The organism is Nocardia flavorosea NBRC 108225, from assembly GCF_001613385.1.
In the GTDB taxonomy this organism is placed as follows: domain Bacteria; phylum Actinomycetota; class Actinomycetes; order Mycobacteriales; family Mycobacteriaceae; genus Nocardia; species Nocardia flavorosea.
Genome location: NZ_BDCG01000008.1, coordinates 396,616 through 417,733 on the forward strand (window position 1 = coordinate 396,616; position 21,118 = coordinate 417,733).

22 protein-coding genes and 1 pseudogene are annotated in these 21,118 nt (G+C 67.6%); 12 read left to right on the plus strand and 11 right to left on the minus strand.

Annotation, left to right across the window (positions count from 1 at the left end; genetic code table 11):
* Positions 1 to 4: 4 nt before the first annotated feature.
* Complete coding sequence (locus NFL01S_RS09975; RefSeq protein WP_062973655.1) at positions 5 to 691, minus strand: response regulator transcription factor; 687 nt, start codon at positions 689 to 691, stop codon at positions 5 to 7.
* Between the two features lie 315 nt (positions 692 to 1,006).
* Here NFL01S_RS09975 and NFL01S_RS09980 point away from each other — a divergent pair, with 315 nt between their 5' ends.
* From NFL01S_RS09980 to NFL01S_RS10005, 6 genes are all read left to right on the plus strand, one after another.
* Positions 1,007 to 3,820, plus strand: coding sequence for an ATP-binding protein (locus NFL01S_RS09980; RefSeq protein ID WP_062973657.1), 2,814 nt, complete (start codon positions 1,007 to 1,009; stop codon positions 3,818 to 3,820).
* Positions 3,817 to 4,230 carry a roadblock/LC7 domain-containing protein gene (locus NFL01S_RS09985; protein WP_033243512.1) on the plus strand — a complete coding sequence of 138 codons (414 nt, stop codon included), beginning with the start codon at positions 3,817 to 3,819 and terminating at the stop codon, positions 4,228 to 4,230. Before NFL01S_RS09980 ends, NFL01S_RS09985 begins: the two co-directional genes overlap by 4 nt.
* 200 nt (positions 4,231 to 4,430) lie before the next feature.
* Positions 4,431 to 4,745: a DUF742 domain-containing protein gene (locus NFL01S_RS09990; protein WP_051157956.1), complete on the plus strand. Its 315-nt coding sequence runs from the start codon at positions 4,431 to 4,433 to the stop codon at positions 4,743 to 4,745.
* The gene (locus NFL01S_RS09995; RefSeq protein WP_051157944.1) at positions 4,726 to 5,358 is read left to right on the plus strand and encodes a GTP-binding protein; all 633 of its coding nucleotides are present in this window, start codon (positions 4,726 to 4,728) and stop codon (positions 5,356 to 5,358) included. The genes NFL01S_RS09990 and NFL01S_RS09995 overlap by 20 nt, the downstream gene beginning before the upstream one ends.
* Complete coding sequence (locus NFL01S_RS10000) at positions 5,351 to 6,277, plus strand: MHYT domain-containing protein (RefSeq protein ID WP_063915896.1); 927 nt, start codon at positions 5,351 to 5,353, stop codon at positions 6,275 to 6,277. Before NFL01S_RS09995 ends, NFL01S_RS10000 begins: the two co-directional genes overlap by 8 nt.
* Positions 6,278 to 6,299: 22 nt before the next feature.
* Complete coding sequence (locus tag NFL01S_RS10005; RefSeq protein WP_157116399.1) at positions 6,300 to 6,599, plus strand: hypothetical protein; 300 nt, start codon at positions 6,300 to 6,302, stop codon at positions 6,597 to 6,599.
* A 294-nt stretch (positions 6,600 to 6,893) separates the two neighbouring features.
* Here NFL01S_RS10005 and rpmF read toward each other — a convergent pair whose 3' ends face one another.
* From rpmF to mrf, 3 genes are read right to left on the minus strand one after another with little or no spacing between them, the layout of a single operon-like run.
* On the minus strand, positions 6,894 to 7,076 hold the full coding sequence (gene rpmF, locus NFL01S_RS10010; protein WP_062973661.1) for a 50S ribosomal protein L32: 183 nt from the start codon (positions 7,074 to 7,076) through the stop codon (positions 6,894 to 6,896).
* 1 nt (position 7,077) lies between these two features.
* Positions 7,078 to 7,347: a type B 50S ribosomal protein L31 gene (locus tag NFL01S_RS10015; RefSeq protein WP_062973663.1), complete on the minus strand. Its 270-nt coding sequence runs from the start codon at positions 7,345 to 7,347 to the stop codon at positions 7,078 to 7,080.
* Positions 7,347 to 8,684 carry a ribosome hibernation factor-recruiting GTPase MRF gene (mrf, locus tag NFL01S_RS10020; RefSeq protein WP_062973836.1) on the minus strand — a complete coding sequence of 446 codons (1,338 nt, stop codon included), beginning with the start codon at positions 8,682 to 8,684 and terminating at the stop codon, positions 7,347 to 7,349. The genes NFL01S_RS10015 and mrf overlap by 1 nt, the downstream gene beginning before the upstream one ends.
* A gap of 137 nt (positions 8,685 to 8,821) precedes the next feature.
* Between mrf and rpmB the strand changes: the two genes are divergently transcribed.
* The 5 genes from rpmB (at position 8,822) to NFL01S_RS10045 (ending at position 10,450) form a co-directional block, all read left to right on the plus strand.
* Positions 8,822 to 9,058, plus strand: coding sequence for a 50S ribosomal protein L28 (gene rpmB, locus NFL01S_RS10025; protein ID WP_062973669.1), 237 nt, complete (start codon positions 8,822 to 8,824; stop codon positions 9,056 to 9,058).
* 10 nt (positions 9,059 to 9,068) lie between these two features.
* Positions 9,069 to 9,239 (plus strand): 50S ribosomal protein L33, encoded by a 171-nt coding sequence (gene rpmG, locus NFL01S_RS10030; protein ID WP_033243517.1) that lies wholly within the window; start codon positions 9,069 to 9,071, stop codon positions 9,237 to 9,239.
* Positions 9,239 to 9,544 carry a 30S ribosomal protein S14 gene (gene rpsN / locus NFL01S_RS10035; protein WP_062973670.1) on the plus strand — a complete coding sequence of 102 codons (306 nt, stop codon included), beginning with the start codon at positions 9,239 to 9,241 and terminating at the stop codon, positions 9,542 to 9,544. The genes rpmG and rpsN overlap by 1 nt, the downstream gene beginning before the upstream one ends.
* Before the next feature lie 33 nt (positions 9,545 to 9,577).
* Positions 9,578 to 9,832 carry a 30S ribosomal protein S18 gene (gene rpsR, locus NFL01S_RS10040; RefSeq protein ID WP_062973672.1) on the plus strand — a complete coding sequence of 85 codons (255 nt, stop codon included), beginning with the start codon at positions 9,578 to 9,580 and terminating at the stop codon, positions 9,830 to 9,832.
* Between the two features lie 147 nt (positions 9,833 to 9,979).
* Positions 9,980 to 10,450 carry a hypothetical protein gene (locus NFL01S_RS10045; protein WP_062973675.1) on the plus strand — a complete coding sequence of 157 codons (471 nt, stop codon included), beginning with the start codon at positions 9,980 to 9,982 and terminating at the stop codon, positions 10,448 to 10,450.
* Positions 10,451 to 11,294: 844 nt separating this feature from the next.
* Here the strand turns inward: NFL01S_RS10045 and purH are convergent.
* The 6 genes from purH to sucC all read right to left on the minus strand — a co-directional run bounded on the left by purH (position 11,295) and on the right by sucC (position 18,522).
* Positions 11,295 to 12,857, minus strand: coding sequence for a bifunctional phosphoribosylaminoimidazolecarboxamide formyltransferase/IMP cyclohydrolase (gene purH / locus NFL01S_RS10050; protein WP_062973677.1), 1,563 nt, complete (start codon positions 12,855 to 12,857; stop codon positions 11,295 to 11,297).
* The gene (purN, locus tag NFL01S_RS10055) at positions 12,854 to 13,501 is read right to left on the minus strand and encodes a phosphoribosylglycinamide formyltransferase (protein ID WP_062973679.1); all 648 of its coding nucleotides are present in this window, start codon (positions 13,499 to 13,501) and stop codon (positions 12,854 to 12,856) included. Before purN ends, purH begins: the two co-directional genes overlap by 4 nt.
* Positions 13,502 to 13,648: 147 nt before the next feature.
* Positions 13,649 to 15,205, minus strand: coding sequence for a cell division protein PerM (locus NFL01S_RS10060; protein ID WP_062973681.1), 1,557 nt, complete (start codon positions 15,203 to 15,205; stop codon positions 13,649 to 13,651).
* Positions 15,206 to 15,272: 67 nt separating this feature from the next.
* Positions 15,273 to 16,208, minus strand: a complete 936-nt coding sequence (locus NFL01S_RS34305; RefSeq protein ID WP_084492557.1) for a DUF5336 domain-containing protein — start codon at positions 16,206 to 16,208, stop codon at positions 15,273 to 15,275.
* Positions 16,209 to 16,411: 203 nt separating this feature from the next.
* Positions 16,412 to 17,326, minus strand: a complete 915-nt coding sequence (gene sucD, locus NFL01S_RS10070; RefSeq protein ID WP_062973685.1) for a succinate--CoA ligase subunit alpha — start codon at positions 17,324 to 17,326, stop codon at positions 16,412 to 16,414.
* A 32-nt stretch (positions 17,327 to 17,358) separates the two neighbouring features.
* Positions 17,359 to 18,522, minus strand: a complete 1,164-nt coding sequence (gene sucC / locus NFL01S_RS10075) for an ADP-forming succinate--CoA ligase subunit beta (protein WP_033243526.1) — start codon at positions 18,520 to 18,522, stop codon at positions 17,359 to 17,361.
* A gap of 1,292 nt (positions 18,523 to 19,814) precedes the next feature.
* Here sucC and NFL01S_RS36830 point away from each other — a divergent pair.
* Positions 19,815 to 20,585, plus strand: a pseudogene (locus NFL01S_RS36830) (M23 family metallopeptidase); the annotation flags it as partial.
* A 73-nt stretch (positions 20,586 to 20,658) separates the two neighbouring features.
* Here NFL01S_RS36830 and NFL01S_RS10085 read toward each other — a convergent pair.
* The gene (locus NFL01S_RS10085; protein WP_062973688.1) at positions 20,659 to 21,084 is read right to left on the minus strand and encodes a hypothetical protein; all 426 of its coding nucleotides are present in this window, start codon (positions 21,082 to 21,084) and stop codon (positions 20,659 to 20,661) included.
* Positions 21,085 to 21,118 lie beyond the last annotated feature (34 nt).

The window sequence follows — 21,118 nt, forward strand, 5'->3', positions numbered from 1 at the left end:
GGGCTTACGGAGGCGTTTCGCGCAGCACGTAGCCGACGCCGCGCACGGTGTGGATGAGCCGGGGTTCCCCGTCGGCCTCGGTTTTGCGGCGCAGATAGCCGATATAGACCTCCAGCGCGTTACCGGAGGTCGGGAAGTCGTAACCCCATACCTCCTCGAGGATCCGGCCCCGGGTCAGTACCCGGCGCGGATTGGCCATCAGCATTTCCAGCAGTGAGAACTCGGTCCGGGTCAGCGAAATGGACCGGTCACCGCGCGCAACCTCCCGGGTGACCGGGTCCAGGGACAGATCGGCGAACCGCATGGTTTCCGAGATCTCTCCGGGATCGGGCATGCGGCGGCGCAACAGCGCCCGCAGGCGGGCGAGCAGTTCTTCGAGCGCGAACGGTTTGGGCAGATAGTCGTCGGCGCCGGCGTCCAGACCGGCGACCCGTTCGGATACCGAATCGCGGGCGGTGAGTACCAGTATCGGCAGGTCGTCACCGGTGCTGCGCAGTCGGCGGCATACTTCCAGGCCGTCCAGTCTGGGCATCATGACGTCGAGTACCAGGGCGTCCGGCCGATCGGCGGTCGCCTTCTCCAGGGCGTCGATACCGTCCACCGCCAGATCGACGGTGTAGCCATTGAAGGTCAGTGAACGGCGCAGCGATTCCCGCACCGCACGATCGTCGTCGACCACCAGAATGCGCATTGCACCAGTTTGACCGCAGCGACTGAGAGGCTACTGAGAGGCCCCGGCCGGCGCGCGCGCCGCGGTGCCGACCTGGGGATTCATCGATCGGCGGACCGGCCATTACCGATCTGTGATATGCGGCGAAACCCGTTCATCATCCGCTTTATTCGCGGTATAACCGGCTGAACGTCCCGATTGCCCAGGGCTAACATGCACGGTATGTTCCGAGCGGGAAAAACTAGACCTCTGGTCGGTTCGGTGTGACATTCAACCAAAACTGAAACGGCCACGCACCAAATGAGGTCGATCGTGATGCGGAGGCGACAGAGGCGGATGGAAACCCCGCGACCGTGGCAATTCAGCCTGTCCAACTGGTCGGTCACCCGCAAGGTCGGCATCGTCCTGGTGTTGCCGGTCGTCCTGGCGACCCTGTTCGCCGTACTACGGATCAACAACGAGCTGCGCACTCTGGAACAGCTCGAAGCCGCGACCGAACAGTCCCGTGTCATCCAGCCGGTCGTCGATTACAACGCCGCGGCCGAAAACCTGGCGGTGACGGCCACCGCGCGAGGGTCCGATACCGAGTCCCGGACCACGGCGGCACTCTCCCGGTTCGATTCGGCCCACCAGGTCCTCGAACGCGCGATGGACAGCAACGCCATCACACCGGCGGTCTCCCGTGAACTCTCCTCGGCGCTCACTCTGGGCTCCACGATGCGCAGCGGTATCGGCAACGGCTCGCCCGCCATGCTGGGCGACCAGGCCGATGAGATCTCGGTACGGGTCGGTAACGCGCTGGCACAGTCGCCCACTGTCGACAATCTCTCCGTCCAGCGCTACTTCCTGCAGTTGAGCGCCGTCCAGGCGGCGCGGCGCTCGCTCACCGCCCAGCGCCTCGTGATCAGTTCGCCCAGCGCCGTGGACAATCCGGCGCTCCGCGCCCGCGTCCTCACCTCCGGTGGCGCGGAGCTGACCATGATCCAGCAGTACGGCCAGTTCCTGCCGGATGCGTCCGGCGGCATCCGGCCACTGCTGGACGCGGTCCAGACCCGGCTGGCCATCTTCAGTCAGGGCACTCAGGGCGCATTGAACGATCCGGCCGCGCGCGACTCACTGGACGCCAGCCTGCAGGGCTACGACGCCACGACCGAACAGCTGTCCGCGACCATCACCGGCGCGCTGCACCACGCCACCATCTCCGCACAGAACATCGCGTTACGCGAAACCGCCTTGTTGATCGGGGCTCTGCTGGCCGGGCTGACCCTGGCGCTGGCCGTGGCCCGCACCCTGGTCATACCGGTGCGCCGGTTGCGCCGCGACGCCCTGGAAGTGGCCCATGTCCGGCTGCCCGAGGAACTCGAACAAGTGCGCGGCGGCGCCGAGACCCCGGAGATCGAACCGGTCGGCGTCCAGGGCACCGAGGAAATCGGCCAGCTCGCCCGCGCGGTCGACGAAATGCATCAGCAGGCACTCAACCTCGCCGCCGACCAGGCCCGCCTGCGGGTGCAGATCGGCAATATGTTCGAAACCCTGTCCCGGCGCAGCCAATCACTGGTCGAACAGCAGCTCGGGATCATCGAGGAACTGGAACACGACGAAGAGAATCCCGCACGGCTGCAGAGCCTGTTCCGGCTGGACCACCTGGCCACCCGGATGCGGCGTAACGGCGACAACCTGTTGGTGCTGGCCGGCACCGCGTTGCGCCGCGGTCAGCTCGACCCCGTCCCGCTCTCGGATATGCTGTGGAGTGCGGTATCTCAGGTCGAGGACTATCAACGGGTCGAGATCGGTCATGTCCCCGACGGGGTCGTGGCCGGTGAGCCGGCTGTCGATATCGAACACCTGCTCGCGGAGGTCATCGATAACGCGCTGCGTTACTCGCCGCCCAATACACCTGTGGCCGTGACGGTTTCGCGCGCGGTGGACGGCGGATACCTGATCGAGGTCACCGATCGCGGCCTGGGAATGGCCACCGAAGACCTGCACGCGGCCAACGCCCGGCTGGCCTCCGGTGGTGAGATCAATGTCGAAACCGCGCGCCGGATGGGCCTGTTCGTCGTCGGCCGACTGGCCAAACGCCATCAGATCACCGTCGGTCTGCGCCGTACCTCGACCATGGCCCAGCAGCCGGGGATCACTGCCAGCCTGCATCTACCGGGCCTGCTGGTCTCGCCCGACACCGGCCCGGACAACTCCACCACCCTCACCACGGATTTCTCCCTCGGCTCCCCACCTCAGCTGCCACCGCAGCCGCCGCAGTTGCACTCCTCCCCCGCCCTGCCGGCGCAGCCGCAGCCGCAGCCACGACAGTTGATGCCGGTCCCCAGCCTGCCGCAGAGCGAGTCCTGGCCGAGCCGTCCGGGTCCGGCTCCGCAGCCGGACCCGGTGCCCACCGCCGCCGCGCCCGGAACCACCGTCTCGGGCCTCGGCACCACCGCATCCGGACTGCCCCAACGGCGGCCGGCCGCGGATTTCCCGCCGATGACAGGTGCAGGCAACGGCCGGCCCGGCGCAAACGGCACGCGGGATACGTTCTCGGCGTTCGACCCCGTCGAGGAGCCCGAACCGGACGAGACACCGACCGGCTTGTGGTCGGAAACCCATAAGGCCCAGATATTCCCGGCTCCGGTGGAATCGGCGTACACCGGGCCGGGACCGGCGGACGACGCGCCGGTATCGATCACCTCTCGCTCGGGCTTGCCGATCCGCCGGCCGGGTATGGAACGCGAGGATCCATTCGGCCGCGCCGAACAACGCCTCGACGAAGCGGCTACCGGCCCGGCCACATCGAGCCGGCTACAGCCCGTCGGCGCCGCCACGCCCACCCCGATCTACCAGCGCATGGTGTCGGAGTGGCTGGTGGAGCCGGCCTCCACACAGGACGAGCCGCGCCAGGACTGGACGTCGCCGGCCGATGCAGGCTGGCTGGCCGCCGAAGATGCGGCGCGCCCCAGTTCGGATTCCACCACCGCCAACGGGCTCCCGATCCGCCGGCCGGGCGCGCAGCTCGTGCCCGGCGGGCTCGCCCCCGTCGAAGACGAGGCCCCGCGGAATCCGGAGGAGATCCGGAGCAATCTGACCAGACATCTGAGCGGCGTCCGCAGTGGGCGGGCCGACGCACAGCACAATGACGGAGGGCTTGCATGACCACCTCGAACGGCAGCACCGACACGGACGAGAACCTGAACTGGCTGGTCGCCAGATTCACCCGGGATGTTCCGGGTGTCTCCCACGCCGTCCTGGTCTCCGCGGACGGGTTGCTGCAAGCGGTCAGTCCGCATCTGCCCGCCGACCGGGCCGAACAACTGGCCGCTGTCACCGCCGGTCTGGCCAGCCTGTCCACCGGTGCCGCCCAGTTGTTCGACGGCGGCAAGGTGATGCAGTCGATTGTGGAGATGCAGCGCGGATACCTACTGGTGATGAGTGTCGGCAATGGGTCCCATATCGCCGTACTGGCCAACAAGCAGCACGATATCGGCCGGATCGGCTACGAAATGGCACTCCTTGTGGACCGCGTCGGATCGGTGGTCAGCGCGACCGCCCGATCAACCGTCTGAGCACCATGTCCCAATTCGGCCAAGCAAGCCCCAACTCCAATACCGGCGGGCCCGACTACGGGCCCGGCGCACATAATTTCGGGCCGGGAGCCCAGCACAGCGATCCCGCATCCGCGCAGTTCAACACCGGTGCCTACCGTTTCCGCCCCGAACCGGCGCCGAGTCCCCCGCGCCGAGCCGGACGGGTCCGGCCCTATGCCCTGACCTCGGGCCGCACCCAACCGGCGGTCGATCTGCCGATGGAGGCAGTTATCGAAACCATCTCCTATCATGCACAATTCGATTGGCCGTCCGGTGATATCCGGGCCGAAATCCTTCGGCTCGGGACCCACCAGCTGTCGGTCGCCGAAATCGCCGCCCATCTCGATCGCCCGCTCGGTATGGTCCGCGTCGTCATCGGTGATCTCGTCGTGGACGGCAACCTGCGAGTGCATTCGACTTTGACCGAGCAGGCGAGCTACGACGAGCGCCGGTCGCTGATGGAGAGGACATTGCGTGGACTCCGAGCCCTATAACAAGGCCGAGGGGGGTGCCGCGGCGGGATCCGATACCCGCGTCGCGTCGACCAAGATCGTGGTCGCGGGCGGCTTCGGCGCGGGAAAGACCACCTTCGTCGGCGCGGTGTCGGAGATCGTGCCGCTGCGCACCGAGGCCATGGTCACCAGCTTTTCCGACGGCGTCGACAATCTGGACGACACCCCGGACAAACAGACCACCACCGTCGCCATGGACTTCGGGCGGATCATCCTGCCCGGCAATCTGACGCTGTACCTGTTCGGTACGCCGGGCCAGCGCCGGTTCTGGTTCATGTGGGACGACCTGATCCGCGGCGCGATCGGTGCGGTGGTCCTGATCGACACCCGCCGGCTGGAAGACAGTTTCGCCGCGGTCGATTTCTTCGAGGCGCGCAACCTGCCATTTCTCATTGCGGTGAACCGCTTCCCGAACGCACCGCGGTTCGCCATGGCCGAACTGCGGGAGGCATTGTCGGTCCGCGAGGGGGTGCCGATCGTCGATATCGATGCCCGCGACGCCAAGGAGGTTCGCCAAGCACTGGCGGCCGTCACCGAATACGCGATAAACCGGCTGAAGGCACAGGAGTACGAGGGAGTCGCCCGGCATGGTTGACCTGCTGGCCGCGGAGACGGTCGCGACCGTCGAGCTGTTCACCATGGGCTACTGGCTCACTCTGCTGACCGCACTGGTCTCCGCCGTCGGCATGTTCGTCGGATTGGCGTGCGCGATCAACGGCCGCCGTTCGGTGCGGTTCCGGCCGATCTGGATCGCCGCCGCCGCCGTCTCGATCGGCGGGGTCGGGGTATGGCTGGCCAGCACCGTATCCCTTCTGGGTGTATCCGTGCCGGGTACGGTCCTGCGCTACGACGTCTCCGACCTCACACTCTCCCTCGTCTTCGCCGTCGCCGCGGTCTTCACCGGTTTGCTGCTCGCAGGTCGAGAATTCGATGTGAAGCGGATGGGCGGCGCGGCCGGGGCGATCGGCGTCGGCTTCGGGATCATGCTGTGGTTGCAGTTGTCCTCGGCCGCTATCCAGGGCTCGGTATCGGTGACCGTCTGGCTGTACGTGATCGCGGTGGTGATTGCGGTACTCGCCTCGTCGCTGTGTGTATGGCTGTTCCAGCGTTTCCGTTTCCCGGCCGCCCGGGTGGGATCGATCGTGATGTTCGCTGCCGGAGTGGCGGTGTTCTACTTCACCGGTATCGCAAGCCTGGAATTCCGGCCGGATCCCGAGGCGCAGCCGGCCCAGGGCATGGAGTTGTTCGGTTACGCCTTCCCGATGCTGGTCATCGGGCTGCTGTCGCTGGCTGTGCCGATCACCGCCGTTCTGGTGGCGCCCGAGCGTCGCGACGAACACCCCGCACCGGCCCGGAAGACCCCCGGGACGCCGGACACCACACCGGGCGACGGACCGGCGGGCGGTAGTTCGGCCGATGGCACCGGATCCGACTCGCCCGGACGCGAACTCCGGCCGTCCGCGGCAGCCGCGCTCGCGCAACGCGCACGGCCGCTGCCCGAGCCCGCTCGCTGACCGCCCGGTGGAGACAGAACTCGTGACCGGGGAGCAGGACACACTGCTGCGGGAGTTGTGGGCGCAGGTGCGCGCGCTCCGCGCGGAGGTGTCGGACCTGCGGGTCGAAATCAGCGAAATGGAAGCCACTGTGGCCGATCTCGTGGACGGGAAGGACGAGCCCGATCGGATACAACTGCCGTGGCCGGTTTCGCTGCTCCTGCTGCCGGCCGCGCTGACGCTGGCGCTGATCCGGCAGGTGGACGAACTGGCACGTGCCCTGACGACGGAATGTGATCCGGCACGAAGAGAACTGCCCGAAACCGTGCGTAAGACCCCCTGAAGTGGCGATGAGCGGGTCTCCCATTTCTGGGAGACCCGCCCTCACGCACGAGGATAGCGGGAACGTGTCCCGGAATCAGCACCTCCGGCAAGTTTTTCCGCTGTGTGCCGTGTCCGGGTCCGTAATCGCGGTATCCAGCAGTCCCTCGGTCGGCTATCGCCCAGCAAGCGGAAATGCCAGGTCGGGAACATTTCGACGCTAGCCGGACGATTGCCCGACCCCTACTTTTCCCTCGCGAAATGCGCCGGATAGGCCTGCCGCGGAGTTGGATTCATATCCAGGGGGCATGACAGATCAGCGGCGTTTCCACTCGTCCGGACCGACCACACCCCGCCGTACCGCCGCAACCAACCGGCGCGGTACCCGATACACGACACCACCGACCGTCACCGAAACCAGATCCGGCGCCGTGGCCTTCCAATTCGCCCGCCGGCTGCGCGTATTCGACCGTGACATCCGCCGCTTGGGGACCGCCATATCAGCTCTCCTTCCGGGCGCGTGCGCCGCGCTTGCCGTACTTGCGCTCGAATTTCTCCACCCGGCCCTGGGTATCCAGCAGGCGGTTCGCCCCGGTCCAGAAGGGATGCGAATCCGCGGTGACATCGACGACGAGCAGCGGGTAGGTGTTGCCGTCCGACCAGGTGATCGACCGCTCCGCGCGGGCCGTGGACCGGGTGAGGAACTGTTTGCCGGTACTCGCGTCCTCGAAGACGACCGGCCGATAGTCGGGGTGGATTCCCGGTTTCATCATTTCTCCTTCCGGGCGCGATCGCCCGTTTCGGTTCCCCGCCCCTCACCGGCGGCGGTGGGGCGGGGTTCATCCGGTGCACAGGGGTCGGTATGCCATTCACCGAACGGATCCGGCCATCGCGCCACCAACTGCGGGGCCCGTTCGACCTGCAGCAGTTCGGTGTCGTCCACGAGCGCCCAATGCAGCGCCTCCCGGATCTCGTCCGGATCGGCGTCGTGCACCAGGATGACCAGCGAGATATCGCGGTCGCCGAATCGCTCGTCCCAGCGCATCCCGGCTATGGCCAGCCGTTCCGGATCGGCGGCGGCACGCTCATCGGCCGACATGGCCGCCAGCCACCGGCCTGCGCCACCGATCCGGAGACCACCACCGGCCGATTCCAGCCACACCACCTCATCCGGTTGGGTGGCCAGCCAGATCCGGCCGCGGGCGGTCACCACACCGTCGAAGAGCATGTCCAGGGCACCGTGCAGCCGTTCCGGATGGAAAGGCCGGCGCGCGGCGAACTCCACCAGTTCCACCCCGTGGTCCGGCCCGAGTGGCGGCCGGCCGCGCAGCAGCGGCGCGTGCGCGTCGAAGATCCGGCCGCGGCGGGAGTCCGGGGGCACAAGGCTCAGCAGTGCGTCCACCGCGGCGGGTGTGATCGCGGCGGGCGATTCGGGCCAGAGCACCGGCGCCGAGGGGACCAGCCGGGAAAGTACGGCGCCCGACCGCGCGCGCTCCACCGGGTCCACATCCGCACCGCCCGCCACCACGAGCGCGTCGGCGAAGTCGACCTGCCCGACGGCGAGCTGCGCGACCGTCCGGTCGTCGTCGGCCCAGGCCCAGCCGAGCTCTTCGAGCGTCGCGTCGCCTGTGGCGGCGGCAGTCCACATACGGACATCGATCGCTGTCACCACCGCGGCCACACGCACATCGCGTGCCGCGGGCCCGTCCACTCGGCCGACGATTCCCGTGACCGGTATCTCGGCGATCCCTTCGCAGACCGCCTCGGCCTCGAAGGCGGGATCCAGTGCGAGCACGATGCGGTGCACCGAGGAGCGCACTGCCAATGTGCACAGCAGCGGCAGCAGATCCGCCTTCAACGTGCACGACACGCAGCCGTGGGCGAGCTCGTGTACGGATTCGGAGGTTTTTCCGGCGGAGCGCACGGTTCGGCGGACTATCCCCTGGCGGAGTTCGCTGAGATCGTGCCGGACGATCACGGTGCCGTCGGCCGCGCCGAGGGCATCGGCGACCAGACCGGCGGTTGCGGCCGGATCGCCGTGCAGACCGGCGACCACCACGACCGGAGTACGGCGATCGCGGTGGCCTGCGGATGCTTGTGCGGACATGGACACCACGACCCTTTCGGCAATGATTTTCATTTAGGACCGGACACACGCTACAGTGTCGAATCGCCGTTGTCGAAAACGATTGTCATCATCGCCTCGACGGCGGTCGCCATCGTTCTCCGTCGAAGGGAGCCGTTATGTCGGCCCACTGCCAGGTCACCGGCCGCAAACCCGGGTTCGGCAAATCCGTCTCACATTCACACAAACGCACCAACCGCCGCTGGAATCCCAATATCCAGCGCAAGACCTATTACCTGCCCAGCGAAGACCGCCGGATAACCCTGACCGTCTCGACCAAAGGCATCAAGACGATCGACCGCGACGGCATCGAAGCCGTGGTGGCGCGCCTGCGCGCCCGCGGCGAACGGATCTGAGGAGACCCCGATGGCATCCAAATCCAACGAGCTCCGGCCACTGGTCAAACTGCGCTCGACCGCCGGCACCGGCTACACCTACGTCACCCGCAAGAACCGCCGTAACGACCCCGACCGGATGATCCTGAAGAAATACGACCCGGTGATCCGCAAACACGTCGACTTCCGCGAGGAACGGTAATGGCCAAGAAATCCAAGATCGCCCGCAACGCCCAGCGCCGCGAGGTCGTGGCGCGGTACGCCGAACGCCGGGCCGAGCTCAAAGAACTCATCCGCAAACCCACCACCCCGGACGACGAACGCCTGGCCGCACAGGCCGCCCTGCGCCGCCTGCCGCGCAACGCCAGTCCGGTACGATTGCGCAATCGGGACACCGCCGACGGTCGACCCCGCGGTTATCTCCGGAAGTTCGGCCTCTCGCGGGTGCGCGTACGCGAGATGGCCCATCGGGGCGAACTACCCGGTGTGCACAAATCGAGCTGGTAAACCCACTGATCTCGTGAGTTAGGAGCCGGTCATATGGCAATCAAACGAGGCCCGTCGAAGAAGGCACGCGCCGAGCAGGCCCGCCGGCCGAAGAAGAATCCGCTCATCGCCGCGGGGATCGAAACCGTCGACTACAAGGACGTGAACCTGCTACGCACGTTCATCTCCGATCGCGGCAAGATCCGCAGCCGCCGGGTCACCGGCCTGACCCCGCAGCAGCAGCGGCAGGTCGCGGTGGCGGTGAAGAACGCCCGCGAAATGGCACTGCTTCCCTTCACCAACCGCTGATCGCATTCCTGACGCCGGGATGCCCGGTACCGCACAGCGGTACCGGGCATCCGACCGTCGAGGCACCGTAGCCCTCCGGTCATCGGCCCGCGCCCGGCCACCGCCACCGGCCCGCGCTGCCGAGCCCCGGCCACTAGAGTCGTCGGCATGATCTCAGCGCGCGGGTTCCTGGCGATTCTCACGATCTGCACCGCGCTGTCGGTCACGGCCTGTGGCGGCAACAGCGATAGCGGCGCGGAGCCGGGCCTGTCCCCTGTGCCGTCGGCGACCCCCACTTCGGAAAAACCTCCCAGCACACCGACCGAGGACCCCACCGCCGATCCCGGGCAGCTGTTCACCGCCGACCCGTCCATCGTCGGCGCCCATCCCATTCCCTTCACTTCTTGGACCCGCGTCGCCGAGGACCGGATCGCCGTGCATTTCGAGTCCGGAGTGCCCGCATGCTACGGCGTGGACGCCTCGGTCACCGAAACCGAAACCACGGTCACCGTGGAGCTCCGCAGCGGCACCCGCGCCGACGCCACCGACAAGATGTGCGTGATGATGGCGGTCTTCGGCACGCTGGAGATCCAGCTGGACGCGCCTCTCGGCGAACGCCGGGTACTCAGCGCGGCCTGAACCCGCGGCCGGCTGTCCATGCCCGTGCGGGCCCACCGCACCGGTCGATGACCAGAATTCCGGGGGCACAGCAAGTCTCGGCTTTTCGCGCCGGAGCGGATTTCCTAGTGTGCTGTGAATAGGACATCCGAACCGCCCAGCGGCCGACGACAAGGAAACAACAGAATGAAGCGTGTACTGGTCTCCGGCGTATTCGCGGCCGCGCTGCCCTCGGCTCGGTCACCGGCGTAGCGGCAGCGGCTCCCGGTCTCCCCCTCGAACCGGCCGCCCCGGCCGTAACCGCTCCCCAGCCGGTGAACGACACCCCCAGCGGCTCGGGCTTCATGCACGAACCCAGCGGATCCGGCTTCTCCGGCCCTATCTCCACCGGATCCGCCGAAGTTCTCAGCCACATTTTCATGCTTGTCGGCACCTTATCCGCCGACCCCTGCGCCCCGGGTTGCTTCCCGCTGTAACGCGGGGAAAACCGAGTCGCCCCCCAACCGGCCCGCGAACTGTGAAACCGACCCGGCGCAGGTGCTCGGTCTGACCAGCACCCCGACCGGACACAGCGACGAACGAGGCCACCACCAGAGCAGAATCCCCTCGGCCCAGCACGAAGCGGATCCACCGACTCCACCGCAGGCAGCGCCGGGGCAGAGTCCAGCGAGGCTCTGAAAGGACTTCAGCCCGAACAGACCGCAATCAACGACGCAACCGAGTCTTACGAGGCCCTGAAAGGTTTCGGCCCGTCCCTGCTGACCGCGCTCGATGCGATGCGACGCAGCCGCGAGTGCCGAGTGCGGACAGCGGGGACCAAGGGGGCCGAAACCCGCGGCGCCGCAGGCGCCGCAAAAGACACAGCTCAGTGGGCGAAGTGGCGGGCGCCGGTGAAATACATCGTGATCCCGGCCGCTCGGGCCACGTCCACGGTCTCCTGGTCGCGGACCGACCCGCCGGGCTGCACGATCGCCCGCACGCCCGCCTGGATCAGTGTCTCCGGGCCGTCCGGGAACGGGAAGTACGCGTCCGAGGCGGCCACCGAACCCTTGGCCCGATCACCGGCCCGCTGCACCGCGAGACCGACCGCGTCGACCCGGTTGACCTGCCCCATCCCCACCCCGACCGAGGCACCGTCGTGGGCGAGCAGAATCGCATTCGATTTCACCGCCCGGCAGGCGCGCCAGGCGAATGCCAGATCGGCGAGGGTTTCCGTGTCCGCCGGATCGCCGGCTGCCAGCGTCCACCCGGCGGGGTCGTCACCGGCGGCGTCGAGGACGTCGCGCTGCTGGAGCAGGGCGCCACCGCTGATCGGGCGCAGTTCGGCACCCGCACGCCGCGGGGGTTCGGAAATCAGGATGCGTACGTTCTTCTTGCGCTGCAATACCTCCACCGCACCGTCGGCATAGGAAGGCGCCACGATCACCTCCGTGAAGATCTCCGCGACCTGCTGCGCCATCTCGACGGTGACTTCGCGATTCGCCGCGATCACACCACCGTAGGCGCTCACCGGATCACAGGCATGCGCCTTACGATGCGCCGCAGCGATATCGACCCCCATCGCGATACCGCAGGGATTGGCGTGCTTGATGATCGCGACCGCGGGCTCGGCGTGGTCGTACGCAGCGCGCCAGGCGGCGTCGGCGTCGACATAGTTGTTGTACGACATCTCTTTGCCGTGCAACTGCTGCGCCTGCGCCAGACCGTGCGCTCCGGAGCCTGCGGTATACAGGGCGGCCGCCTGATGCGGGTTCTCGCCGTAACGCAGCACTGCCGAACGCTGCCAGCTACCGCCGATCCACGCCGGGAACTCGGTCTCGCCGGAGGGACTTCCGGTCAGCGTCTCCGCCATCCAGGTTGCCACCGCCACGTCGTAGCTCGCGGTGTGCTGGAAGGCCTTGGCTGCCAGCCCAGTACGTTCGGCGAGGGTGAATCCGCCCTCGGCCACCGCCTTGCGCACCTGGTCGTAGTCGCCGCTGTCGACGACCACGGCGACCGACGGATGATTTTTCGCCGCGGCACGCACCATCGACGGGCCACCGATATCGATCTGCTCGACGCATTCGTCCGGGGCAGCGCCGCTCGCGACCGTCTCGCTGAACGGGTAGAGGTTCACGACTACCAGCTGGAACGCCTCGACCCCGAGTTCGGCGAGCTGCGCGAGATGCTCGGGTTTACGGGTATCGGCGAGGATGCCCGCGTGTACGCGCGGGTGCAGGGTTTTGACCCGGCCGTCCAGGGTTTCCGGGAAACCGGTCAGCTCCTCGACCTTCGTCACCGGCACACCGGCATCGGCGATCCGGGCCGCCGTCGAGCCGGTGGACACCAGTTCGACTCCTGCCGCGTGCAACGCGGTCGCCAGCTCCACGAGCCCGGTCTTGTCGTAGACGCTCACCAGCGCCCGGCGGATGGTCTTGCGTTCACTCACCGGAGAACTCGCTCATCTGGGATCACTGCCTTTCGTCCATCGGAGACAATTCCGCGGGTGGCGACGGCGGCGACAACGTCCACCAGTAACCGTCGCTCCACGATTTTGATGCGCTCGTGCAGAGTGGGCTCGTCGTCATCGGGATGCACCGGCACCGCTTCCTGCGCCAGGATCGGTCCGGTGTCCACCCCGGAATCCACCAGATGCACCGTGCTACCGGTCACCCGGACCCCGTAGGCGAGTGCGTCGCGCACACCGTGCGCACCCGGGAACGAGGGCAACAGCGCGGGGTGGGTGTTGATGATGCGGCCACCGAACCGGTCCAGGAATGTGGGGCCGAGCAGCTTCATGAAACCGGCGCAGACCACCAGGTCGGGCAGGTATCCGGCGACCGAATCGGCGAGTGCGCGGTCCCAGGCCGCACGGTCGGGGTAGTCGCCGGCCGGGATGCGCACCACGGGGATACCCGCGGCCGCGGCATGCTCGGCGGCGGCGCATTCCCGGTCCACGCCCACGGCCCGGATCCGCGCGGGATACGCGTCGTCTGCGGCCGCTTCGATCAGCGCGCGCAGTAGCGAGCCGGTTCCCGAGGCGAGTACGACCAGGCCGGCCGGGGTGGAATCGGAGGGTTCCGGGGCGGTCAGGGCTCTACTCCTGGAGTTCGAAGGGGCGGTGGGCGGGCGCCACCCGGTGGCGTGACCGGACCCGCGGGCACGGATAGAGCCTAGTAGACGTGGTTCGCGACCGATCCGGCGGCAGTCGGCTGACCGATGTCCGCGGCGGCGCCCCGGCTAGCGCCGGTCGATGGTTTCGTCATCGGCCGGGCCGGGTTCGACCACTTCGGCGTCCACGATTTCGGTCTCCGACTCCACGGAATCCGACAGTGGCCGCGATCCGGGCTCGGCCGGCTGCCCGTCCACGACCTCGACGTCCAGCGGTGGTTGCGGACCGACCGGCTCGCCGCGGGGCTGCTCCAGCAGATCCGCGTAGCGGTCGGTGGAGGCCGCGGTATCTGCTGGCAGTTCGGGGAGCTTTCCGGCCGGCAAGGCGGCGACGTGCTCCGGATAGCCGGGGAAATACTCGTCGCGATCGTCGTCGTCGGCATCCGCGGGATCGAACAACGCGTCGGGATGGCGCAGCAGGGGGGTCGGGAACGAGACCAGAAAGGTCCGCGCGTAGAGCAAACCGGCGTACCCGGGGATGGCGAGCCAGGCGAAGACCGCCAGCGCGAAGATCGGCAACTCGACACCCAGCCGGCCGAAATTCCCCAGTTCCCCCCCGGCCAGAGCACCCAGGGCGGTGAGTGCGGCGCTTCCCAGTCCCGCCGCGGCGAGCAACGCCCACGGCGCGGCCGGCCGGTCGTAGCTCACCCGGGCCGATTCCACCCCGGCGTACACGCCGATCGCCGCCGGCACGATCAGCAGAACGGCCCACCAGAGTGCCGCCGGACCGGTCGGCACGGCCGCGAGCACGGGGACTGCCGGCACCGGACCGCCGACCACCGTGAACACCCCGGCCGAGGCGGCACCGAACTGCACCCCCGGGCCGACGAGTACGCCCGCTCCGGCGATCACCGCGTTGGGGAGGTACACCAGCGAGAGCAACGTCAAGCCGAGTACATCCACGAAGTTCTCGGCGCCGGCGTAGGTATCGCCGACCTGTGACCAGTTCAGCAGGAGTCCGGCCACGATCATGACGGCCGAGGCGGCCAGTAATCGCAGGACCGCCCGCCCGGCCACATAGGCGGCGGCGATCGCGTCGTATGGCAGGCGGTCGAAAATCCGGCCCCGGCACCGGAACACTATCCCGCCGCCCGCGGCGAGCAGATGCAGAACCAGCACCCAGGCGAATGCGGCCAGGGGGTTGGGACGTTGCAGGGCGATGGATCCCGACGCGTCTTCGGTGACAGCCAGGCAGACAGCGGTGATGAGCAGCGGCCCACCGGCCCCGGCCCCGAGCAGCCAGCCGATTTCGGCACGCGTGGGATCGGAGCCCGTGGCCGCCATGGCTTCCCGGGCAGCGGCCCACATCACCAGCGCGGTGGCCAGCACGGGCAGCAGACCCAATGTGGTGGCGCCGATGGTCAGTGGTACTTGATGCACCGCGAGCCAGCCCGCGGCGACGGCACCGCTGAGACCGGTGAGATCGCTACCGGCGGTGAGCAGTGTCGCGAGTATCGCAACCACGATGACCGCCAGGGCGAAGGCAGCGGGCCGAAAGGCGACGTAGAGCAACACCCGGGCGCGGTCGGGTGGTAGAGCGAGCGAGCCCGGTTCACCGGCCGAAGACGCCGAGACCCGGCGCCCACCCCGGAACGGCCGGTTCGACGAGGTACGCGGGGCACTCATGGATTTCAGAGTGGCAGTTGCCCCGGCGCGGGCGCTTCAGGCGCGCCGCGCCGGGGGCCGCCGAGGATTACTTCTGGTCGTCGGACTGGCGGAACGCGCGAGTGGCGTCACTGGTTGGGTCGGAGCCCTGTTCACCACCGAACGGCTGGGCCGGCTGGCCCGGCTGCTGCTGGGGCTGACCGTAACCGGCCTGCGGCTGCTGTGGCTGCCCATAGGGCGACTGCTGCTGGCCACCGGCGTACGGCGACTGCTGCTGACTGTACTGCTGCTGACTCTGCTGCGGCTGCTGACCGTAGGCCTGTTGCTGACCGTAACCCGGCTGCTGGCCCGGCTGGGCGTAGCCCGGCTGCTGCTGCTGGCCGCTGCTGTACTGCTGCTGGCCATATCCCGGCTGCTGACCGTAGCTCTGCTGCCCCTGGTACTGCTGCTGGCCATACCCCTGCTGCTGACCGGCTGGAAAACCGCTCGGCGCGGACGGCTGGGAACTCGGAGCGGAAAGAATTCCTGCGTCGAACAGGACAACAGTGACTGTGAGCCCGGTAAGAACCAACGCGAGGAACAGGACCAGATACAGGCCGACCTCGGCCTGGCGGCCGTCCGGCAAACTCAGCATCTGAAACAAGATGGTGAAGAAGCTCGCCGCGGCGACCGCCGCCGATGCGCCGACCCAGTTCTGCTTCGGCAGCAACGACAACCCCGCAAGCAGCCCCGCAAGCAACAGCAGGCCGGCAATCGGGGCGTCGACTTCGAACAGGTTGGCGGAGGTGTCCACGCCAGAAGGCACATCCATACCACCGGTATCGGCGCCCGCATAGGGGAGGAAGCCGAGCAGGAAGGCGAGAACTCCCACCGCGGCGGCACCGACGGTCAGGAGGAACGGCAGGCCTTTCCCGCCGGCCTCAGCGGCATTCGCACCACCGGCCGCCTGCGGCTGGCCGGGATTGGGCGGTACGGAGGGCGGAACGGGTGCGTTGTACCCGGAGCCCCCGGTCGGGTATGACATGTCGTCGTCTCCTAGGTCGAGTCATACGTACTTGACAGCTGAATTCCCTTTGACGCTACTGCACACACGCGTACAGGTCATCACCGAACAATCCAGCTGTGGATAGCCCGGACCGCATGGGCGGCGTTACCGCAGCGCAGCTCGGAAAGCAGAAGGCCGTCCGCGTGTGCGGACGGCCTTCCGAGTGCCACCGGCTCACCGGATCAGGCGCTGACCGCAGCCTTCTCCAGGATCTCGCGGGCCAGTGCGGCGGTTTCGGACGGCGTCTTGCCGACCTTCACACCCGCGGCCTCCAGCGCGTCCTTCTTCGCCTGGGCGGTACCCGACGAACCGGACACGATGGCACCCGCGTGCCCCATGGTCTTGCCCTCGGGCGCGGTGAACCCGGCGACGTAACCGACGACCGGCTTGGTGACATTGGCCTGGATGTAGGCCGCGGCCCGCTCTTCGGCGTCGCCACCGATCTCGCCGATCATCACGATCAGCTCGGTCTCGGGGTCCTTCTCGAACGCCTCGATGGCGTCGATATGGGTGGTGCCGATCACCGGGTCGCCACCGATACCGATGGAGGTGGAGAAGCCGAAATCGCGCAGCTCGTACATCATCTGGTAGGTCAGGGTGCCGGATTTGGAAACCAGTCCGATCGGGCCCTTGCCGGTGATGTTGGCCGGGGTGATGCCGACCAGCGCTTCACCGGGGGTGATGATGCCGGGGCAGTTCGGGCCGATGATCCGGGTCTTGGCGCCCTTCTCGACGTTGTAGGCCCACGCGTAGGCGGTGTCCTGCACCGGGATGCCCTCGGTGATGACCACGAGCAGCGGGATCTCCGCATCGATGGCCTCGATGATGGCGTCCTTGGAGAACTTCGGCGGCACGAACGCGATGGACACATCGGCGCCGGTCTTCTCCATGGCCTCGGCCACGGTGGCGAACACGGGCAGCTCGACCGCGTTGCCGTCCTTGTCGGTGTGCGAAACGGTGGTGCCCGCCTTGCGCGCGTTCACACCGCCGACGACCTGGGTCCCGGCCTTCAGCATCAGCGCGGTGTGCTTGGTGCCCTCGCCGCCGGTGATGCCCTGGACGATGACTTTCGAATCCTTGTTGAGGAAAATAGACATAGTTCTGTGTGTCCTTTGACTGGGCGGTCGACTCAGCGGGCCGCGAGTTCGGCGGCCTTGTCGGCGCCTTCGTCCATGGTCTGCGCCAGCGTCACCAGCGGGTGCGCGGCTTCGGCGAGGATCTTGCGACCCTCTTCCACCCGGTTACCGTCCAGGCGGACCACCAGCGGTTTGTTCGCTTCGTCGCCCAGGATCTCCAGCGCCTTCACGATGCCGTTGGCGACCGCGTCACACGCCGTGATACCACCGAAGACGTTCACGAAAACGCTCTTCACCTGGGAATCGTTCAGGATCACGTCCAGGCCGTTGGCCATCACCTCGGCGGAGGCGCCACCACCGATATCGAGGAAGTTGGCCGGTTTCACACCGCTGTGCTTCTCGCCGGCGTAGGCGACGACGTCCAGGGTGGACATGACCAGACCGGCACCGTTGCCGATGATGCCGACCGCACCGTCGAGCTTGACGTAGTTGAGGTCGTTCTCCTTGGCCTTGAGCTCCAGCGGATCGGTGGCGTCCTTGTCCGCGAACTCCGCGTGGTCGGCGTGCCGGAATTCGGCGTTCTCGTCGAGTGTCACCTTGCCGTCGAGCGCCAGGATCTCGTCCTGCGGGGTGCGCACCAGCGGGTTGACCTCCACCAGGGTCGCGTCTTCGGCGACGAAGACCTCCCACAGCTTCTGAATGGTCACCGCGGCGGCGTCCAGCACCTCGGCGGGCAAGTGGCCCTGCTCGGCGATGGAGCGGGCGAACGCGAGGTCGACACCCTTGACCGCGTCGACCGGCACCTTGGCCAGCCGGTCGGGCTTGGTGGCGGCGACCTCTTCGATCTCCATACCGCCCTCGACCGAGCACATGGCCAGGTAGGTCCGGTTGGTGCGATCGAGCAGGAAGGAGATGTAGTACTCCTCGGCGATATCCTTCGCCTCGGCCACCAGGATCTTCTTGGTGATATGCCCCTTGATGTCCAGGCCGAGGATGTTGTTCGCGTGGGTCAGCGCGTCCTCGGGGGTGGCCGCGTACTTCACGCCACCGGCCTTACCGCGGCCACCGACCTTCACCTGGGATTTGATCATCACCGGCTTGCCGATTTCCGCGGCGATCGCGCGGGCGTCCTCGGCAGTGTCGGTCACGCGGCCTTCCGACGAAGGCACCCCGTGCTTTACGAAGAGCTCCTTCGCCTGATATTCGAAGAGATCCATGTATTCACCGTCTCGTCTGCGTTGCTATGACAACGTCTTTGTTGGCGGCCCGACGTCGGTAGCGGGTCGTTCGGACTCTAACCACTCATAAGGACGGCCGATCGGGCACGTTCATCCTAAGTGGCACACGTCACGGGCGCCGCCGCGGGGAGGTCAAATCCGCAGGCCATGGCTACCGGCGAGTAGCTTTTCGATGGATACCCCGGCGGCACAGGGATGCGGCAGGCGGTTTCCCGGCAGCCGGATTCCGGGATCACCACACGACATCTCCGGCAGTGAGCTATCACCACCTTGAAACGTGATAAATGTCACAGTAACGTTTGGATTCGTCCTACCGCTTGCCGCGTCGCAATCGTTTCGTTACCGTCGAACCGATCGATGTCACAGCCCGATCACGAGCGTCGGCCAGGCGTGGTTGCTTGCGCATCCGGTTGTCGCGCGAGTAGAGATCTCCGTGATGTTGCTCCCGTGAGCAGGTTAAGAGAGGACGGCAGCTTGACGCAGCACACCGCTCCGCAGTCGCAGAGCCGTTCGGTGACAGCCTTCCCATCACGTCCCGCTCCGGCCGGACGTACCCCCTGTACAACTCTTCGGATGGCCGATCGGATGCGGATCCGCTGATGAACCACCACGGCACCCTGGATGCCCAGCACAACGGCCACCGGCACCGGCCCCGGAGCACCAGCGCACCGCCCGCCGAAGCCCCGCAGCCGTTCAACGCTTTCGGCGCCCCCGGCGACAGCCGGGCGCGCAGGCGTCCGCTGAACACCGCCGCGGCCTCCGCTGCCGCCGACTCCCAGCGCGGTGATTTCCAGCGCAGCGCCGCCGACGATTTCTGGTCGACCAACCAGAGCTGGGCCGAATCCGGCGACGCCCACACCGGCCGGGGCCCGTCCGAGCCGCAGACCACTGTGTGGTCCGAACCCCCACCCACTGCGTGGTCCGAGCCGCAGGCCGCTACCTGGTCCGAACCGCAGAACACCACCTGGTCCGAACCGGAGCCTGCCCGTCAGGACCACCGGGCCACCTGGTCGGAGCCGCAGACCGGACCGTGGCCGGAGCCGCAGACCACTGCCTGGTCGGGTCGCGACTGGCAGGAAGAAGACGGCTGGAACCGTAGCGATAAACCTGCCTGGCACAGCGATCCGAACTGGAACAGCCATCAGAGCTGGGGCGAGGCGCAGACCTGGGCCGACGAGCCCGCCGCCGGTAGCACCGGCGCGCCGCACGACCGGCCAGGCACGATCGCCGAGGCATTGGCGAACGGGCCCGCGAAGCCCGATACCGACGACGACTCACGACCGGCGGCCCGCTCCCGTGGCGCCCACCGGGTCGCTGCCCCGCCGTCGGCGCTCAAGGGCCGGGCCGCGGTGGTCGCGGTCGCGGCCGGCGCCGTTGTCGCGGCCGGGCAGTGCGCCACCGCCTCGCCCGGCGAGCAGCAGAAGGCGGAGCAGGCCACCGATTACGAGGCAGCGGGTTCGGTGCACGAAATCGCCGCCCAATCGATGGCCACCGAGGGACCGGCGGCTGTAGATCCGCATTCACCGCAGATGCTCACCGAAGGGGCACCGCTGGACACCAGCCGCTTCGGCGAGATGCTGGCCAACGGTGCGGAATTCGCGAAAGACCTGGCCGCGGCCGAGGAGGCCAAATACCGGCCACTGTTCGCACATTTCACCGCCGCCGGATCGTTCACTTCCGGTTTCGGTGCCCGCTGGGGTGTGCAACACCTGGGCGTGGATATCGCCGCACCGATCGGGACGCCTATCTATGCGGTAGCCGACGGCGAAATCATCGACGCCGGGCCGGCCGCGGGCTTCGGTATGTGGGTCCGGGTGCTGCACGCCGATGGAACCATCACCGTCTACGGCCATGTCGACACCACCACGGTGTCCGTGGGCGAATACGTTCTCGCGGGCGACCAGATCGCCACAATGGGCAACCGTGGTTTCTCCACCGGTCCCCACGTCCATTTCGAGGTGTGGCTCAACGGGAGCGATAAGATCGACCCGATTCCCTGGCTCGCCACCCGGGGGATCAGCCTCACCGACAACAGCGACTGACCGGGCCTCCCTCGCGGTGATCCACCTCGGGGATGTACCGGGCAACATCCCCGGGTACTCACCCGCACTACGATCAGGGCGCCGCGACGATCGCCAGCCCGATCAGGACAACCACCTTGGCCACTTCGGTGCCGATGTACCAATAGTGCGCTGTGGAGCGCGACAGCTCCTCACCCGCGAGCACCCGGTCAGACCGTCGCGACAGCGGTGGGCGCACCACCGCTACCTGAACCAGCAGGGTCCCCACGGCGAGACCGAGCCACACCCAGACCGCGCCCGGCGGTCCGAGTACCACCGCGGCCGCCGACAGCAGTACCGCCAGCACCGATTCCACCGTGTTCAGTGCCCGGAAAACGATACGGCCGATGCCCAGACCGAGCGCCGTGGTCACCCCGGGTGCACGGAACTTCAGCGGCGTCTCCAGGAACGAGATCGCGAGCACCATGCCGAGCCAGAGCATCGGCAGGAACCACATCAGATGCTGCGCAACAGACTTCATAACCGAAACCTACCGCGCATTACCCGGGGTTCCG

Bases quoted from the DNA above. Each gene is read 5' to 3' on its own strand.
- NFL01S_RS09975 (WP_062973655.1), bottom strand. From the start codon at position 691: ATGCGCATTCTGGTGGTCGACGACGATCGTGCGGTGCGGGAATCGCTG.
- NFL01S_RS09980 (WP_062973657.1), top strand. From the start codon at position 1,007: ATGGAAACCCCGCGACCGTGGCAATTCAGCCTGTCCAACTGGTCGGTC.
- NFL01S_RS09985 (WP_033243512.1), top strand. From the start codon at position 3,817: ATGACCACCTCGAACGGCAGCACCGACACGGACGAGAACCTGAACTGG.
- NFL01S_RS10000 (WP_063915896.1), top strand. From the start codon at position 5,351: ATGGTTGACCTGCTGGCCGCGGAGACGGTCGCGACCGTCGAGCTGTTC.
- rpmF (WP_062973661.1), bottom strand. From the start codon at position 7,076: ATGGCGGTCCCCAAGCGGCGGATGTCACGGTCGAATACGCGCAGCCGG.
- NFL01S_RS10015 (WP_062973663.1), bottom strand. From the start codon at position 7,347: ATGAAACCGGGAATCCACCCCGACTATCGGCCGGTCGTCTTCGAGGAC.
- mrf (WP_062973836.1), bottom strand. From the start codon at position 8,684: ATGTCCGCACAAGCATCCGCAGGCCACCGCGATCGCCGTACTCCGGTC.
- rpmB (WP_062973669.1), top strand. From the start codon at position 8,822: ATGTCGGCCCACTGCCAGGTCACCGGCCGCAAACCCGGGTTCGGCAAA.
- rpmG (WP_033243517.1), top strand. From the start codon at position 9,069: ATGGCATCCAAATCCAACGAGCTCCGGCCACTGGTCAAACTGCGCTCG.
- rpsN (WP_062973670.1), top strand. From the start codon at position 9,239: ATGGCCAAGAAATCCAAGATCGCCCGCAACGCCCAGCGCCGCGAGGTC.
- rpsR (WP_062973672.1), top strand. From the start codon at position 9,578: ATGGCAATCAAACGAGGCCCGTCGAAGAAGGCACGCGCCGAGCAGGCC.
- NFL01S_RS10045 (WP_062973675.1), top strand. From the start codon at position 9,980: ATGATCTCAGCGCGCGGGTTCCTGGCGATTCTCACGATCTGCACCGCG.
- NFL01S_RS10060 (WP_062973681.1), bottom strand. From the start codon at position 15,205: ATGAGTGCCCCGCGTACCTCGTCGAACCGGCCGTTCCGGGGTGGGCGC.
- NFL01S_RS34305 (WP_084492557.1), bottom strand. From the start codon at position 16,208: ATGTCATACCCGACCGGGGGCTCCGGGTACAACGCACCCGTTCCGCCC.
- sucD (WP_062973685.1), bottom strand. From the start codon at position 17,326: ATGTCTATTTTCCTCAACAAGGATTCGAAAGTCATCGTCCAGGGCATC.
- sucC (WP_033243526.1), bottom strand. From the start codon at position 18,522: ATGGATCTCTTCGAATATCAGGCGAAGGAGCTCTTCGTAAAGCACGGG.
- NFL01S_RS10085 (WP_062973688.1), bottom strand. From the start codon at position 21,084: ATGAAGTCTGTTGCGCAGCATCTGATGTGGTTCCTGCCGATGCTCTGG.